Here is a 16,170-nt window from a genome sequence, read left to right as displayed (position 1 = left end):
CCTGTTTTTGTGTATGTAGTGATGATTTAGCCCTGAACATGTCGTCAAAGCTAAGTTTGAAAATCAGTATTTAAATTTCACAGCAACGCTGTAATTTGCTGGTGCACCATAAAAACCTTGCTGATTCGGAAAATTGAACAGATATTTTTCATTGGTCAGGTTATTACCATTGGCTTGCAAGGTCATATGCTCATTCAGCTCATAGCTGGCCATTAAGTTCACGAGCGCATAAGCATCCTGCTCAATGATTCCAGCTTTCTGGGTAATCACTCCATTGGCGGTTGCTTCAGGCACATCTAGATAGGTCTGATCTTGCCACTGCACACCAAGGCCCAGTTTCAGTTTTGGAAGTTGCGGCACCTGATAGGTAGTTAAAAGATTAAAAGACTGGGTTGGATTGAAGGTACGCGCATCACCGCCATTGATCAGATCTTTCAGGCTAAACTGGGTATAACCAAAGCTTAAGTTTAAATGGTCGCTCAGTTGTCCCGCCAAGCCGAACTCGTAGCCTTGGGAACGCAAGTCACTAACCTGAGTCTTGCGTAAAGTCGGAATACCATCAGAATCACGAAGCGGATAATTACTTTGCTCCGTTCTAAACACGGCCATGGTGGCGGTAAGCTTGTCATCTAGCCAAGAACCTTTGACTCCGACTTCATAGCTTTCACCTTCGATCGGCTTGTTAATGCTGCCATCATCTGCTTTGGTGGTTTGCGGACGGAAAATCGAGGTATAACTCAGGTAACCTGTATATTCAGGGCTAAAGTTATAGGTCAAACCGGCATAGGGTAAAACTTTATCTTCATCATAAATGGTGTCGGTCCCATAACTGCTACCACTGCTTTCAGCCTGAACATAGTTCGCACCTAAAAGCAGTTTCAGATCATCATTCAGATGCAGTCGGGTCGCAGCATAAAGGCTCTGGTTCTTCTGCCGGATATGCATTTCCCCACTGGTTTTCGATAGATCCCAGCTTGGTTCTTCTGGTGTAAAGCTGGCTAAATCTGTGGTCAGCGGATTGACAAAGCTGCCAGCATAACCCAATTCATCCAGACTATTCTTGGCCCAGACATAGCCCAATGAGGCTTCATGGTGTTGTCCCCAAAGCGGATAGGTGCCGCTAAAACTCAGGCTGGCTTGTTGTTCTGTATTATCATCAATATACATGCCTGGGTAGAGGAAGATACCTGAAGTGCCATTTGCGCCAGGTTTTCCAGACAGAAACAAGAGCTTTGAATCACGTTGTGTGCGTTTTTCATCATAAGTCAGTTTGGCTGTCCAGTCGCCTGCCAGTTTTCGTTCAAGCTCGGCAAAGTAACTTTTAATATTGCTATCCCAATAGGTCCAGCTTGGGCTGTAATTATAATTCCGTGAGTAACTGAGCTGCTCACCTTCGGTATTGATCAGTGGATTAGAACCCCAATTCACACCATTCGGCTTATGATTGCTTTCAGTATAGCCTGCGGTCAATAGGGTTGTGTCAGTTACATCTGCCTCCACAACAGCACCTATGCCGTTCTTTTTCAGTTCATAACGATCCAGATAACTGTCACCATTCTGTTTATAGCCAAATACACGGCCTCTGATTTTTCCATCCTGGGTGAGAGGAGAGGATATATCTGCTTCATAGCGCTGCGTATTCCATGAACCGTAACTGGCATTCAAGGCTGCCTGAAGTTCCTGAGTAGGGCGTTTGCGAATCATGTTAATGGTTGCACCAGGATCGCCAATTCCATTATTTAAGGCATTTGCGCCTTTCACCACTTCGATACGGTCAAACAAAAAACTGTCCGGATTATCATTATTATAATTATAGCCTTCGAGTGGAATACCAACGCCATCCACTAAAACATTCGAAATCTCGAAACCTCGGGCAAGGTAGGAGCTCCGTTCCGTTTCCTGATTGTTGACAATAATGCCAGGGGCATTACGCAGTACTTCCCGGGTATTATCTAAGGCAAAGTCATCCAGTTGCTGGCGAGTGATGACATTGACTGTTTGCGGCGTTTCCTTGAGTGGAATATTCAGTTTTGAGGCGGTTGACGAATTTTGGATGATATAAGCCTTACTCTGTTCGGAGCTGAGCTCACTCTGTTCTGATTCCGCTGTAACTGTAATCGTCGGTAATTGCTGAGTATCATCGGCAAAACATTGCTGGGACACTAAAATTGCAAGACTAAGAAGAGAAAGCTTAAATGATGGAGGAACGGTATAAAACATTTTAGTTAATGTAAATGATAATGATTATCAGTAATATTATTGTTTAATATCTCTTAAAGCAATCTCAATATAATAGGAAATCCAAATGAAAAATGAGTTAATGATAGGTAAATCTACAAATAAAAGTTTAATGTAAGGAGTAGGGAACAATAAAATATCACTGTTAAAAAAAGATGTTATTACCTTACTTTTGTGCTCCTGAACCAATTTGTTTATATACTGCACTATAAATTTTCAAATCCTCAATCTGGAGTGACTTTGTTGCATAAAGGCTTCAGAGATAGATCTTTTCTAAGTTACTCGAATTCAAGTGACAACTTGGGTATGAGGTCGACCTAATTCCGTTAATTTATCGCCTAATAATTTAATGCAATACATTTTGGTTTTGACCAAACTTCGCCGATGATAGCCTGACCATTTTTTCCATAGTGTCCTGCCTAAACGTTTAACTGTTCGAAGTAATTCATTTCGTTCTAGCGAGCTACTCTTTGTATCTTTCCATGGTTTCGCATTTTTCTAGGTGGAATCACCGCATATGCTTACCGGTCTGCAATGACTTGACGGCATTGCTTGGTGTTATAAGCCTCGTCTGTATAAACTGAATCAATCTGTTCATCCAACGGAATTTGATCAAGTAACTCCCCAAGGATTCGTGAATCACTCACATTATTCGTTGTGAGCTGAACTGCTCGTATTTGAAGAGTTTTAGCATCTATAGTGGGTATTGGTATGTTGAATGTAGTTCGGAAATTCTGTAATCGAGCCATGGCTTTGTAATAGGGTGGCCAGTGACATCACATATTTGTAGGCATTCAAGGCAGTTTCAGCTCGTAGTCCGCTCAGCATATTTTGTGCATCGATGACCTGTGTGGCGGTGCCCATATCTTCTTTAAAAGACAATTCTTGGATGCGTAAATTTTCCTGTGCGGCTTTCAAGTTTTGTGCCAGAAGTGCATCACTTTGCTGTGCACTGAGTGCTTCGCTATAAGATTTATAAATCAGATTTTCAATTTCTTGCTGGGTGCGTGCAGTGAGTAATTCTGTAGCAGAGCGTTTGAGTTCGGCAGCCTGAATATTCTTGTTTTTATCGATCCCGGAAAACAGGTTATAGCGTGCGGCAACTCCGACAATCCAGTTTTCATTTTGATCCAGACTATATTCGCCAAAAGCAAAAACATTCGGTTTTTTTGCCGCTTGCTGGGCTTTCACATTGGCTTGAGCCAATTGGGTATGCATGAATTAGCTTTACACGCTTTACATGTGGCACTGATGAAAGGCCAAGGTACACAATATTTATGGATTGATTCAACAACTCTGCCAGTTTGTAAAACTCAACGTATTCAGCATCATAAATCATTAGTCCAAATTGCATCACGTGGTAGAAGCTCAATGGGCTGGTTTTATGGCTATAAATTACATATTGCGATGAATCAATTTGGTGAAATTGCCTGTTCTGCTTTATCGAATGGACATGTTGCTGACATAAAAATGGTTGAGCAATTGGTTGCTGGTGTAGAAGCAAAACTTTACGGGGATCGAGGTTACATCAGCCAAGAATTAAAAATTAGATTGAAACATCAAGGTATTGATTTAATTATTTATCATCGAAAGAATATGCAGGCTATTCAACTTTGTGCATCAGATGAATATCACCTAAGACAACGCAATAAGATAGAAACATTATTCAGTTTATTGAAGGGGCAATACAATTTAGTGACGAGTAAAGCACGTAGTCTTCATGGGTTTCTGAGTGGAATTTACACCTCACTATATGCATATCAACTCACTCATCAAAATAAGCCAACAATTCAAATTAAGGAATCATCGGCTTAAGCAGGATTCGAGTTAAATAAGCTTTCAAAATAGCTTGATACACTAAAGCTATTTTAAGCAGGCAATGAATATGAAAGAAAACGCTAAAGAAAAATAAAAAAAACAGCGTATGATTTACTCAATGGAATTTTAGATGATGCAGACAAGATGATCCGTAATGATTGGTCACGTGCCGAAATACAAGAAATTTATGACTTGCCTTTAATGGATTTACTGTTTCAGGCACAGCAAATTCATCGCCAAAACTTTGAACCGAATACTGTTCAGGTCAGTACTCTGCTTTCAATTAAAACGGGCCGTTGTCCGGAAGATTGTAAATACTGTTCGCAATCTGCACATTATGATACTGATCTGGAAATTGAAAAACGCGTAGAAGTACAAAAGGCGATTGCTGAAGCCAAACAGGCCAAAGCTTCCGGTTCGACCCGTTTTTGCATGGGCGCAGCATGGCGTAACCCGCATGAACGCGATATGCCGTATGTGCTGGAATTGGTGCAGGAAGTCAAGAAACTGGGCATGGAAACCTGTATGACCCTAGGGATGCTGAATGCCTCACAGGCGGAACGTCTGAAAGATGCAGGGCTAGATTATTACAACCACAACCTTGATACCTCACGTGAATATTATGCCAATGTCATCAGTACACGTAGCTTTGATGACCGCTTAAATACGCTTGATCATGTGCGTAATGCCGGAATTAATGTCTGTAGTGGCGGTATTGTCGGCTTGGGCGAAGGCGTACAAGACCGAGTCGGTTTGTTATTTGAACTAGCGACTATGCCGATTCACCCGGGTTCGGTGCCCATAAATATGCTGGTTCCTATTGAAGGCACACCACTGGCCGATGTTGAAAAACTGGATGTGATTGACTGGATTCGTACTATTGCGGTAGCACGGATTATTATGCCGAAGAGTTATATCCGCTTGTCGGCAGGTCGTGAATCTCTCTCTGACTCTGATCAGGCACTGGCATTTATGGCTGGAGCTAACTCATTATTTTCAGGTGATAAATTGCTTACTGCCCCGAACAGTGGTGAAGGTAAAGACAAAGTCTTGTTTGCTAAATTAGGCTTAAAAGCTGAAGCTGCCAAGAAAACAGCTAAAGAATTGGCTGTAGATGCGATGCAACCTGCTTAATTAATCGTGTAACAAACAGGGATCATTTCAACTTGAATTGGTCCCTTTTTATTGGAGCAGACAAAATGAAGATACTGATGATTACGGGTTGGGGGCTAGGAACAGCGGTCTTAACCCCGTTTGTAGAACAGTTACGGCAGCAGCATCAAGTTGAAGTATGGGATATTTTTGATCCTAACGTGGAAAGTATTTTGGCCGAAAAAGTCAGGCAGGCGAGTTCTATTGATGTCTTGATGGGATGGTCTTTGGGTGGACAGTTGGCACTTTTGCTGGCTAATGAAATCCAGCAACAACTGAAAATTGCCAAGCCAGTGATTTGCTGTATGTCAAATCCCTGTTTCGTGGCCAACGAAGCATGGCCACAGGCAATGCCAGTTGAACAATATACACAATTTAAATCCTCCATACTGGCTGATCCAAAACGCGGGATGCAGCGCTTCTGTACCTTGGTCACTTTAGCTGGCGCAGCAGCGCGTGAACGTGCAAAATTATTGCACCAACAGTTAAATAGTATTGATTTAAACTATCAGGTTAAGCATCTTTATCTATTGCAGCAATTAAATCTAGTGGATATCTTAAAAAATCATTCAGTCAAGATGCTATTTATATTTTCCGAGAATGATATGTTGGTTCCTTACAAAGTTAGTCAAGAATCTGTGTTTTTAACAACCCAAAATCTGAATTTGGTAAAAATACAGGGCACGCACGATGCCATCCTTTTTGATACCAAGTTACTTGTTGAGCCAATTTTAAAATTTTTAGCCGATCTGGCTTAAGCAAAAAGAGATTGGTAGCTCTTGACGTTTCATTTTCAGATTTAACGCGCTAAGATCAGTTTTAGTTTTAATAATTGGGGTAAATTCTGTGCAGGACGCTTTTGATCAACAGCATATTTGGCATCCTTATACCTCCATGACACAACCCTTGCCATGTTACAAAGTTAAAGCTGCACATGGTGCAGTCATTGAACTTGAAGATGGTACCGAGCTGATTGATGGCATGTCGTCCTGGTGGTGCACAATTCACGGTTATAATCATTCTGAACTCAATCAGGCCGTAACAAAACAATTAGAGTCGATGTCACATATCATGTTTGGTGGTTTGACTCATCAGCCTGCGATTGATGTGTCTAAACTGCTACTCGAGATCACGGCGCCTGAACTGGATAAAATTTTCTTTGCCGATTCCGGCTCGGTCGCGGTTGAGGTGGCGTTGAAAATGGCTGTGCAATATTGGAATGCACGTCAGCAACCACAAAAAACTAACTTTGTTACCACACGCTCTGGCTATCATGGCGACACCTGGAATGCCATGTCGGTTTGTGATCCTGTAACTGGTATGCATCAAATTTTTGGTTCGAGTTTGCCGAACCGTTTATTTGTTCCGGCACCTCAAAGCCGTTTTGATGGGGCATGGCAACCCGAAGATATACAGCCACTTGAGCGCATACTGGCACTGCAGCATCAGCAGATTGCTGCCATGATCATCGAGCCGATTGTGCAAGGTGCAGGGGGGATGCGTTTCTATCATCCAGAATATTTAAAGCAAGCTAAGTTGTTGTGTGAAAAGTACGATGTACTGCTGATTTTAGATGAAATTGCCACCGGTTTTGGCCGCACTGGAAAACTATTTGCTTATGAACACGCTCAGGTCACACCAGACATTATGTGTATCGGTAAGGCATTGACTGGTGGTTATATGACCCTGTCAGCGACCTTAACCACTCGCCATGTAGCAGAGACGATTTCAAGTGGTGAAGCGGGTGTGTTTATGCATGGCCCAACTTTTATGGCTAATCCGTTGGCCTGCGCGGTCGCATTGAAAAGTACCCAGCTGTTACTGGCTCAAGACTGGCAGACGCGTATTCAACAGATTGAAAGTACACTAGAACAATATTTACTGGATTTAAAATCCTTGGCACAAGTCAAAGATGTGCGTGTCCTCGGCGCAATTGGCGTGGTTGAGCTACATCGAACTGTTGATTTGGCTCGTTTTCAGGCTGAATGTGTATGCCGTGGCGTCTGGATTCGTCCTTTTGGCCGTCTGGTCTATGTCATGCCGCCATATGTAATTTCAACACAGCAACTTGAAACTTTATTAAAGCATATGCGGGAGATGATTCAGCAGATAGAGACAGTAGCATGAACCATCTTGAGCATTTCCAGCAGCAGCTAGATGACTTGAAACAGCAAGGGCAATATCGCCAGTTTAAGTCCAATATTTCTAGCCAGCCACGATTGCAACTCAATGGTCAAGAGATGCTGAATTTGGCATCCAACGACTATTTAGGTCTGGCATCCAACTTAACGCTACGTGAGGAATTTTTTGACCTCACGCCGATGTCTGAGCGACATATGAGTTCAAGCTCTTCACGTTTACTGACGGGAAACTTTCCCAATTTTGAACAACTTGAAGCACAGATGTCACAGGCTTTTGGAAGTTCAGTACTGCTGTTTAATAGTGGTTATCACATGAATATCGGGATTCTTCCTGCGCTCAGTAATGCTAAAACCATGATCATTGCTGACAAACTAGTACATGCCAGTATTATCGACGGGATTCGTTTATCCAAAGCTGGCTATGTGCGTTACCGCCATAATGACCTGCAGCATTTGACTCAGTTTTTAGAAAAATATCAGTCAGATGAATCTATCCAGCGCATCATTGTGGTAACTGAATCAATTTTCAGTATGGATGGGGATGAAACAGATTTAGCTGCTTTGGTGGCATTAAAACAGCAGTTTGCAAAAGTCATGCTCTATGTCGATGAGGCACATGCAATTGGTGTGCGCGGTGAACGTGGATTGGGCTGCGCAGAACAGTATCAAGTATTGGACCAGATTGATTTCCTGGTCGGTACCTTTGGCAAGGCTTTGGCTTCAGTTGGTGGTTATCTGGTCTGTGCGCCAGTGATTCGTGACTATCTGATTAATAGCATGCGACCTTTAATTTTTAGTACCGCCCAGCCGCCACTATGTATGGCCTGGACTAGATTTATTTTTCAGAAGGTACAGCAGCTTCAGGCGGGACGAGTACATTTGGCAGCATTGGCTGTACGCTGTCAGCAGGGCATTCAAGACTTGGGATATCACTGTCCGTCAACCTCGCAAATTGTGCCGGTACTGATTGGTGAGGCAAAACGCACCATTCAGGCGGCTGAAATTATGCAACAGCAGGGATTTTATGTGCTACCAGTACGTCCGCCAACGGTTCCTGCCAACACCTCCAGACTCAGAATCTGCCTGAATCAGAACATTTCTGCGGATGAGCTGGACGCATGTCTGCAGGTGCTGAGGAATTTGCCGCGATGAACAGCAAACAGATTGCCCAGCGTTTTGCTCAGGCAAATCTCAGTTATGAGCAGCATGCGCTGGTACAAAGTGCCGTAGCGGCAGAGTTGATGCAGTTCATGCAGCAGCATGTAGCACAACCACATTTGCAACGGGTATTGGAAATTGGCTGCGGTTCAGGGTTTTTTACCCGGCTTTTTATGCAGTATTACAGCTTTGATCATTTATTTTTAAATGATCTATATGCCGAAGTGAAGCAGCATTTCCCGGAAGATGATCGGCTTTTGTGGGGGATTGGTAATATTGAAACCTTGCCACTGCCGCAGTCTCTGGACATGGTGTTGTCTTGTTCTGCATTGCAATGGATCTCGGATTTAAAAGCATTGTTGCTCAACATTGCGCAGGCCTTAAATCCCTCTGGGCATCTGTGTTTTGCCAGTTATACGGACAATAATTTAAAGGAAATTAAGGCACTGACCGGACAAGGCCTGGATTATCTGTCTTTAGCGGAGGTCTGTGAACTGCTTGAATCCTTAGGCTTTGACATTCTGCTGCAGACAGAAGAACAGATGACCTTGCATTTTGAGCATCCGAAACAGGTGTTACAGCATATCAAAGCCACTGGTGTACAGGCGACGGCACAGGGGTTTCGGTGGACAAAATCGTCCTTACAGGATTTTTATACCGGCTATCAACAATTCCAAGACCCTGAAAGCAAACAGTATGCACTGACCTATCATCCGGTTTATGTCATTGCACGGAAGACAGCATGAGCGCACAGATTTATTTTGTCAGCGGCATTGATACCGCAATTGGTAAAACCTTTACTACTGGTTTTCTGGCCAAAAATTGGAATGAGCAGGGCATTCGTACCATAACCCAAAAGCTGATCCAGACCGGAAATGTCGATATATCAGAAGATATCGAACAGCATCGTGCAATTATGGGTTGTGGATTGTTACCGGAAGACCAGCAAAAACTGACCATGCCGGAAATTTTTACGTATCCGGCTTCACCGCATCTTGCTGCGCGGCTGGATGGGCGAGCCATTAACTTTGAACAGATTCATCAGGCTACCGAACAGCTGGCTGTGGCCTACGACTGTATTTTGCTGGAAGGTGCCGGTGGTCTGATGGTGCCCTTAACCGAAGAGTTCCTGACTATTGATTATATTCAGACACATAATTATCCGGTGATTCTCGTCACTTCAGGGCGTTTAGGCAGTATTAATCATACCTTGCTGAGTCTTGAGTTGTTAAAACTCCGCGGGGTTCAATTATATGCCATTGCTTTTAATCATGCAGATAACTCCAAAGATCCCTTGATCGCTGAAGATACCATTGCTTATTTAAAACAGTATTTGCAGCGTGATTTTGCTGATACGACATGGGTTGATATTCCAGCTTTAAATTTAGCCCCGTCTATCCATGAGTAAGTGATCAGCTTACAGGGGGGCTGATGTGAATGCTTAAATATTGAGGTTGCGCCACTGTAAATTGAATCTGATAGCCATATTTGTTTAACACCATTTTCATCAAATATAAGTCTAGCCCATGCCCATTTTGCTAGGGAGATTTATGCCAGAAACGCTGTCCCAAGTATGCATATCTTCAACCTTTGATTATCATTATGAATGATCAGCACACATGCAGCATAGCAATTGAAATGGTATTTGCCTGTGCCTGCAATAGAGCATTCTTAAGTAGGTTTTTAAAGACGGTATATAGTTCAAAATCGGGTAGGGCAATTCGGATCAGGCTCGGTCAGTCAATTGTTAAACTGGGTTCAATTTCCGGATAAAGCGACTGTAAATCGGCAATCACCTGAGTCAGGAGCCGTGCAATTTCAATACTGTACTAGATATCGCTCAGTACTTGATCGGTAGAGGAAAGTGCTAGAAGCTGTTCCAGTAGCTGGGTACATCGGCGGATACCAATGTGTACCTGCTGCAAGCTTTGTTGCAATTTGGGCGAGCTTGCCTGTTGTTCTGCCATCAGTTGTGCAAGCTGGATATGAGTTTTGATCGCGGTTAAAGGACTACGCAATTCATGGGCGGCGTATGAACTAAATACTTTTTCATTTTCCGGATTTTGATGCAGTTTATGTATTAAGTGCTTAGAGTTTTGGGCAAAGGACTGTACCTTGGAAGGCATTACTTTGGCATCTAAGGTTTTTAAATAGTGAGTAGCATCATTCACTGATAAATTTGGCTGACTTAAAAGGTTGAAACTTCATCTAAGGCTTTAAGCTCTCGACGAATAATCAAAACGATTAAGCCTATACATAGCAATAAAAACAAAATTATTGGTATTAATACCGATTATAAAATCTTTTTGAGCAATTATCCACGTAGGAACATCCGCTCTGCTTCCACCACTTGAATATCCCCACGACGTAACACATAACTGAGCCTCACCTTGTTGCTTTGTACTAAAGCCAACTACTTGGTGGCTTAAATCTTTCGGTGCACCTCGGGTTTTTGCTACCACATGCTGAACGACACTGACGTCAGAGCCAAATAAAGACACTTTATAGGCAATCAACTGCTCTTGATTGGTGGAATGAAGTTGTTGGGCTAGTACATTTTCATCCAAGTTTTGCATCGGCAGTTGTTGAGTCAATCGAGCGACCATTGGATGGCTGAATCAAACCAAATTGATATATTTCCTTGACTGAGTAAGGCTTTATTGTAGGTAGATCAACTGGTTGTACGATAGATCTTGGGTGCAGACCTCTTCATTTAGAAATTATATTCCCCAAGAAGCTTTCAGTGGTAGGTTTGTGCAACAAAGCCTCTTGCAAATAAAGGCTATCAAGGGATTTATACATTGTATCCAAATAGTTTATGGCCATTAAAAGCAAAAAAGCACTAAAAACCAGATCTCGAGCTAAAATTTTATAACCAAGAAATCAATAAAAGAAGAATTGGGATTGAACAGGTATTTGGAACTTTGAAAACCTTCAAAATCCTTGCCGAGCGATATCGCAACCCTGGCAAAAGACTAGGATTAAGATTTAATTTAATTGTGGGAATCTATAATTTTGAGCTGAGTAAAAAGTGAATTATGAAAGAAATCTAATATATAAAATTTTAAGAGATTATAAAAATTGGTCATACCAAAAAATAAATTAAATCTTTTATATTGTGTTTTTGGGCTAATATTACTAATATCGCCAATACAAAATGCACATTTTATCTCTTAAACACTAAATTGGTCATACCAATTTAGTGTTTAAGTACAATAAACTGTTCAATCTAGTAGTTAAGCATTTCAAGGAGTAGACAATGCTTCAACAGTGGCAACAAATTTATGATCCTATAGGCAATATCTGGATTTCGAGTGCTATTGCGCTAGTTCCAATTATTTTCTTTTTTTTAGCGTTAGCTATTTTTCGCATGAAGGGTAGTGTAGCCGCTACAATTACCGTTTTTTTAGCCTTTCTGGTCTCATTATTTTTATACAAAATGCCAATTGGAATGGCATTAGCATCAATGGTCTATGGATTCTTCTACGGCCTGTGGCCAATTGCATGGATTATTATCGGTGCAGTTTTTATATATAAGATTTCAGTAAAAACAGGACAGTTTGATGTTATTCGTTCGTCTATTCTGTCAATTACAGAAGATCAACGTCTGCAAATGCTATTAGTTGGGTTTGCTTTTGGTACGTTTTTAGAAGGTGCGGCAGGTTTTGGTGCGCCCGTCGCAATTACTGCGGCACTGTTGGTGGGACTCGGCTTTAAGCCTTTATATGCGGCTGGGCTATGCCTGATAGTTAATACTGCACCTGTTGCTTTTGGTGCAATGGGAATTCCGATCATTGTCGCTGGGCAGGTTTCAGGTGTTGACACCATGGAAATCAGTCAAATGGTTGGTCGTCAGTTACCCTTTATGGTGCCAATTGTATTGATCTGGATCATGGCAATCATGGATGGTTGGCGTGGGGTTAAAGAAACTTGGCCTGCTATTTTAGTTGCCAGCTTATCTTTTTCTTTAGCGCAATATCTAACATCAAATTTTGTTGGGCCTGAGTTACCCGATATCACTGCTGCAATTGCATCATTAATCAGTTTAACTATCTTGCTTAAGTATTGGAAACCAAAACATATTTTTCTTTTTGAGGACAAAAATATACAGGTAGATGAAACTATTATCAAGCAAGCTCGTAAACAATATAGTGTGGCACAGATAGCCAAAGCCTGGTCTCCATTTCTGATACTTACAGCAATGGTGACGATCTGGAGCATCAAACCTTTTAAAGATTTATTTGTTAAGGACGGCCCATTAAGTGATTTAGTAGTTTCAATTAAAGTGCCGTATTTGCATCAATTGATTCAAAAGCTACCACCTGTCGTGCCTGAAATTAAAGATTATGATGCGATTTATAAGTTTGATTGGTTATCAGCAACGGGTACGGCGATTATATTGGCGGCATTGATCACGATTATTTATTTAAACATGAAACCTAAAGAGGCAGTTTCGACATTCTTTGAAACCGTGAATGAACTAAAAACCCCAATTTATTCGATTGGTATGGTACTGGCTTTTGCGTTCATTGCAAACTATTCAGGTCTGTCAGCGACGCTTGCTTTAGCACTGGCACATACGGGTCAGGCTTTCACATTCTTCTCACCATTCTTGGGTTGGGTTGGAGTGTTTCTTACAGGTTCAGATACTTCAGCTAACGCATTGTTTTCAGCGTTACAAGCAACTACAGCACAGCAAATCGGTGTGCCTGAAGTCTTGTTAGTTGCTGCCAATACCAGTGGTGGAGTAACAGGTAAGATGATTTCTCCTCAATCAATTGCGATTGCTTGTGCGGCAGTGGGCTTAGTTGGTAAAGAATCTGATTTATTTAGATTTACAGTAAAACACAGCATTATCTTTACGGTGATGATTGGTATTATTGTGACCTTACAAGCTTATGTTTTCCCGTGGATGATTCCGTAAACGGGTCAAGGAAAAAAATGAAAGTCTCCGACAAAGTGGTACAGCGTTTACGTCTATTGATTGAAAAAAATAATGTGCAAGTCGGAGAGCGATTGCCTGCTGAACGCCAACTCTGTGAACAATTGGGTGTGTCTCGTAGCTCTTTACGTGAGGCGATTCAACAACTGATTACCGCAGGGATTATTCAGAGCAAAGCGGGTGCAGGCACCTATTTAAAGCAGTTGCCTGCACATTGGTCACAGTATCAAATCGTTGAGCCATTATCCGGTTTGATGGATCAGGATCCTGAATATCGTTTTGATGTACAAGAAGCTCGTATGGTGCTTGAAGGTGGTACAGCATGGTATGCCGCACAACGTGCCACACCCAGTGATTTGATCAATATTCGTCAATGTTTTGAGCAGATTAGCCATTTTCAGGCTTTAGGTGATGATGCCCACGCAGCAATAGCGGATGCGAATTTTCATCTGGCGATTGCAGAAGCATCCCACAATCTAGTGCTGATCCAAATGATGCGTAGTTTGTTTGATTTATTGCAAGACAACGTGATGTTAGGGCGACGTAAAGTTTACACCACACCACAACATTTTGAACAATTGCATGACCAGCACTTTGAAGTGATGGATGCAATTGAACGTCAAGACTCAGAGACTGCACGTAAGGCAGCTTGTGGGCATATTGAATTTGTTGTTCAACGCGTACGTATGATCGATGAAGAAGAAGCTCGTCGTCAACGTTCGAGTCGATTAAATAGGACATAAGTTATGATTATTTCTTCTGCAAATGACTATCGTGAAGCTGCGAAACGTCGTTTACCGCCATTTTTATTTGAATACATCGATGGTGGTGCCTATGCGGAATATACTTTAAAGCGTAATGTAGACGATTTATCAAAAATCGCTTTACGTCAACGTGTGTTAAATGACATGTCTGAGCTGAGCTTAGAAACGCAATTGTTTGGTGAAAATTTGGCGTTGCCAGTGGCATTGTCACCTGTAGGTCTAACGGGTATGTATGCGCGTCGTGGTGAAGTTCAAGCCGCGGTTGCCGCAGATAAAAAGGGCATTCCATTTACCTTATCAACAGTTTCAGTTTGTCCAATTGAAGAAGTGGCACCTGCGATTCAACGTCCGATGTGGTTTCAACTGTATGTACTACGTGACCGTGGTTTTATGAAAAATGCCTTGGAACGTGCTAAAGCCGCAGGCTGTTCTACCTTAGTATTCACAGTCGATATGCCTGTTCCAGGTGCGCGTTATCGTGATGCACATTCAGGAATGAGTGGTAAAAATGCTGCAATACGTCGTTATATGCAATCGTGTATGCACCCACACTGGGCTTGGAATGTCGGTTTATTGGGTCGTCCGCATGATTTGGGTAACATTTCGAAATATTTAGGTAAGCCGACAGGTCTGGAAGATTATATCGGTTGGCTGGGAAATAACTTTGACCCTTCAATTTCTTGGAAAGATCTTGAGTGGATTCGTGATTATTGGGAGGGTCCCATGGTTATTAAGGGGATTTTAGATCCTGAGGATGCCAAGGATGCGCTACGTTTCGGAGCAGATGGAATTGTGGTCTCCAATCACGGTGGTCGTCAGCTTGATGGTGTTTTGTCTTCTGCTCGTGCGCTTCCTTCAATTGCAAGTGCGGTCAAAGGTGACATCAAAATTTTAGCAGATTCAGGGATTCGTAACGGTCTTGATGTGGTACGTATGTTGGCTATGGGTGCAGATATTTGCATGCTTGGTCGTGCATTTGTATACGCACTTGGTGCTGCCGGCGGTTCTGGGGTAAGTAATTTACTAGATTTGATTGAGAAAGAAATGCGTGTGGCAATGACATTGACTAGTGCAAGAACCATTGCAGATATTACATCGGATTGCCTGGTCAAGCTAGAGAAAGAGTAAGCGATTTAATTACTCACATTACTAAGGCTTTGCCAACTTTCCTTTGAAAAAAGAGATTCTTATCTAAATAATTTGGGTAAACAAAGCTTCCTTTTGAAAAAAAACCAACCTTGGCAAGAGTCACCGACATAAAATACACTAAATAACACAATTGGTACGTTAATAAACTCTATATATAACAGTTATATAGAGTTTTTATTTTGTGTGACGTAATTTAAGATGGGGTGGGGTACTTTTATTTTTGGTCACTAATTTATTGTGATAATCAACAATAATAACCAACATACATATGCTTAATCTAAAGGTATTTTACTGACTGGTATAATTTTATGATGAGAGGGGTGTTGCCTGAGGCTACGGTTTCTGTTTGGCCTTTTGGCGTAAGACGTACAAATATAAGCTCTCTACTTTTTCACGTGCCCATGGTATGGTACGCAAGAATCGTAATGATGATTTAACACTTGGGTCTATGCAAAAACATCTAATTTCAATTTTGTGACTTAAGCCTTCAAAGCCACCGTAGTAATCCAATAATTCATCCAAAATGTCAGCAAGTTTTTTGCCGTGTAAAGGGTCATTGGAGGTGTTCATAATAGATCAATCGTATTTTGGGTGGCTATTATAACCTGGGCTAGTTGGAAAACTAGAGAGTTGGAATGTAGGTAATGATGGACTGAATAGCCACCAAAATTCTAGAGCCCCCCAGCCATCGAGTGAGGCATCATATTGGTAAGAGATTGAACCGTACCGGCTTTGTCGGAGACTTTTATTTAAGTTAGGCCACCTGACCTAACGGGTTAATCTTATAATCGTACATTGCTTCAAGCTC

Annotated in this window: 14 protein-coding genes and 3 pseudogenes; 11 read left to right on the top strand and 6 right to left on the bottom strand. The window is 41.9% G+C overall.

The features are described from left to right. Positions 1-63 precede the first annotated feature (63 nt). From PV763_RS13795 to PV763_RS13785, 3 genes and pseudogenes are all read right to left on the bottom strand, one after another. Positions 64-2,220, bottom strand: coding sequence for a TonB-dependent siderophore receptor (locus PV763_RS13795; protein ID WP_420938043.1), 2,157 nt, complete (start codon positions 2,218-2,220; stop codon positions 64-66). Between the two features lie 306 nt (positions 2,221-2,526). Then, a pseudogene (locus PV763_RS13790) lies at positions 2,527-2,936 on the bottom strand (transposase); the annotation flags it as partial. Beyond that, positions 2,926-3,456, bottom strand: a pseudogene (locus tag PV763_RS13785) (TolC family protein); the annotation flags it as partial. The pseudogenes PV763_RS13790 and PV763_RS13785, both read right to left, overlap by 11 nt. Between PV763_RS13785 and PV763_RS13780 the strand changes: the two are divergent. From PV763_RS13780 to bioD, 7 genes and pseudogenes are all read left to right on the top strand, one after another. Beyond that, positions 3,445-4,053: pseudogene (locus tag PV763_RS13780) on the top strand (IS982 family transposase); the annotation flags it as partial. The pseudogenes PV763_RS13785 and PV763_RS13780 overlap by 12 nt on opposite strands. 147 nt (positions 4,054-4,200) lie before the next feature. Further along, positions 4,201-5,190 (top strand): biotin synthase BioB, encoded by a 990-nt coding sequence (gene bioB, locus PV763_RS13775; protein WP_004733127.1) that lies wholly within the window; start codon positions 4,201-4,203, stop codon positions 5,188-5,190. 65 nt (positions 5,191-5,255) lie between these two features. Then, entirely contained in the window at positions 5,256-5,966 is a 711-nt protein-coding gene (locus tag PV763_RS13770; protein WP_004282161.1) for an alpha/beta hydrolase, read from the top strand. A gap of 88 nt (positions 5,967-6,054) precedes the next feature. Next, positions 6,055-7,335 carry an adenosylmethionine--8-amino-7-oxononanoate transaminase gene (gene bioA / locus PV763_RS13765; RefSeq protein WP_004733126.1) on the top strand — a complete coding sequence of 427 codons (1,281 nt, stop codon included), beginning with the start codon at positions 6,055-6,057 and terminating at the stop codon, positions 7,333-7,335. Further along, on the top strand, positions 7,332-8,501 hold the full coding sequence (locus PV763_RS13760; protein ID WP_074382703.1) for an 8-amino-7-oxononanoate synthase: 1,170 nt from the start codon (positions 7,332-7,334) through the stop codon (positions 8,499-8,501). The genes bioA and PV763_RS13760 overlap by 4 nt, the downstream gene beginning before the upstream one ends. Continuing rightward, entirely contained in the window at positions 8,468-9,253 is a 786-nt protein-coding gene (bioC, locus tag PV763_RS13755; protein ID WP_004733124.1) for a malonyl-ACP O-methyltransferase BioC, read from the top strand. The genes PV763_RS13760 and bioC overlap by 34 nt, the downstream gene beginning before the upstream one ends. After that, complete coding sequence (bioD, locus tag PV763_RS13750; protein ID WP_180039009.1) at positions 9,250-9,915, top strand: dethiobiotin synthase; 666 nt, start codon at positions 9,250-9,252, stop codon at positions 9,913-9,915. Before bioC ends, bioD begins: the two co-directional genes overlap by 4 nt. 421 nt (positions 9,916-10,336) lie before the next feature. Here bioD and PV763_RS13745 read toward each other — a convergent pair whose 3' ends face one another. Together PV763_RS13745 and PV763_RS13740 are read right to left on the bottom strand one after the other, a co-directional pair. Further along, positions 10,337-10,678, bottom strand: coding sequence for a histidine kinase dimerization/phospho-acceptor domain-containing protein (locus tag PV763_RS13745; RefSeq protein WP_180039010.1), 342 nt, complete (start codon positions 10,676-10,678; stop codon positions 10,337-10,339). A gap of 45 nt (positions 10,679-10,723) precedes the next feature. Then, positions 10,724-11,101: a hypothetical protein gene (locus tag PV763_RS13740; RefSeq protein ID WP_228305215.1), complete on the bottom strand. Its 378-nt coding sequence runs from the start codon at positions 11,099-11,101 to the stop codon at positions 10,724-10,726. A gap of 288 nt (positions 11,102-11,389) precedes the next feature. Between PV763_RS13740 and PV763_RS13735 the strand changes: the two genes are divergently transcribed. From PV763_RS13735 to lldD, 4 genes are all read left to right on the top strand, one after another. After that, positions 11,390-11,542, top strand: a complete 153-nt coding sequence (locus PV763_RS13735) for a hypothetical protein (RefSeq protein WP_370940781.1) — start codon at positions 11,390-11,392, stop codon at positions 11,540-11,542. Between the two features lie 224 nt (positions 11,543-11,766). After that, positions 11,767-13,431, top strand: coding sequence for an L-lactate permease (lldP, locus tag PV763_RS13730; protein WP_004282148.1), 1,665 nt, complete (start codon positions 11,767-11,769; stop codon positions 13,429-13,431). Positions 13,432-13,448: 17 nt separating this feature from the next. After that, positions 13,449-14,192, top strand: coding sequence for a transcriptional regulator LldR (gene lldR, locus PV763_RS13725; protein ID WP_004282146.1), 744 nt, complete (start codon positions 13,449-13,451; stop codon positions 14,190-14,192). A gap of 3 nt (positions 14,193-14,195) precedes the next feature. Then, positions 14,196-15,341 (top strand): FMN-dependent L-lactate dehydrogenase LldD, encoded by a 1,146-nt coding sequence (gene lldD, locus PV763_RS13720; RefSeq protein WP_420938042.1) that lies wholly within the window; start codon positions 14,196-14,198, stop codon positions 15,339-15,341. A 354-nt stretch (positions 15,342-15,695) separates the two neighbouring features. On the opposite strand, the gene PV763_RS13715 is transcribed toward lldD, so the two are convergent. Beyond that, positions 15,696-15,932, bottom strand: a complete 237-nt coding sequence (locus PV763_RS13715) for a VF530 family DNA-binding protein (protein WP_005005662.1) — start codon at positions 15,930-15,932, stop codon at positions 15,696-15,698. Positions 15,933-16,170 lie beyond the last annotated feature (238 nt).

Origin of the sequence: Acinetobacter sp. AS5, from assembly GCF_048957595.1 — a bacterium.
In the GTDB taxonomy this organism is placed as follows: Bacteria; Pseudomonadota; Gammaproteobacteria; order Pseudomonadales; family Moraxellaceae; genus Acinetobacter.
This window is presented reverse-complemented; position numbering and strand designations above follow the sequence as displayed.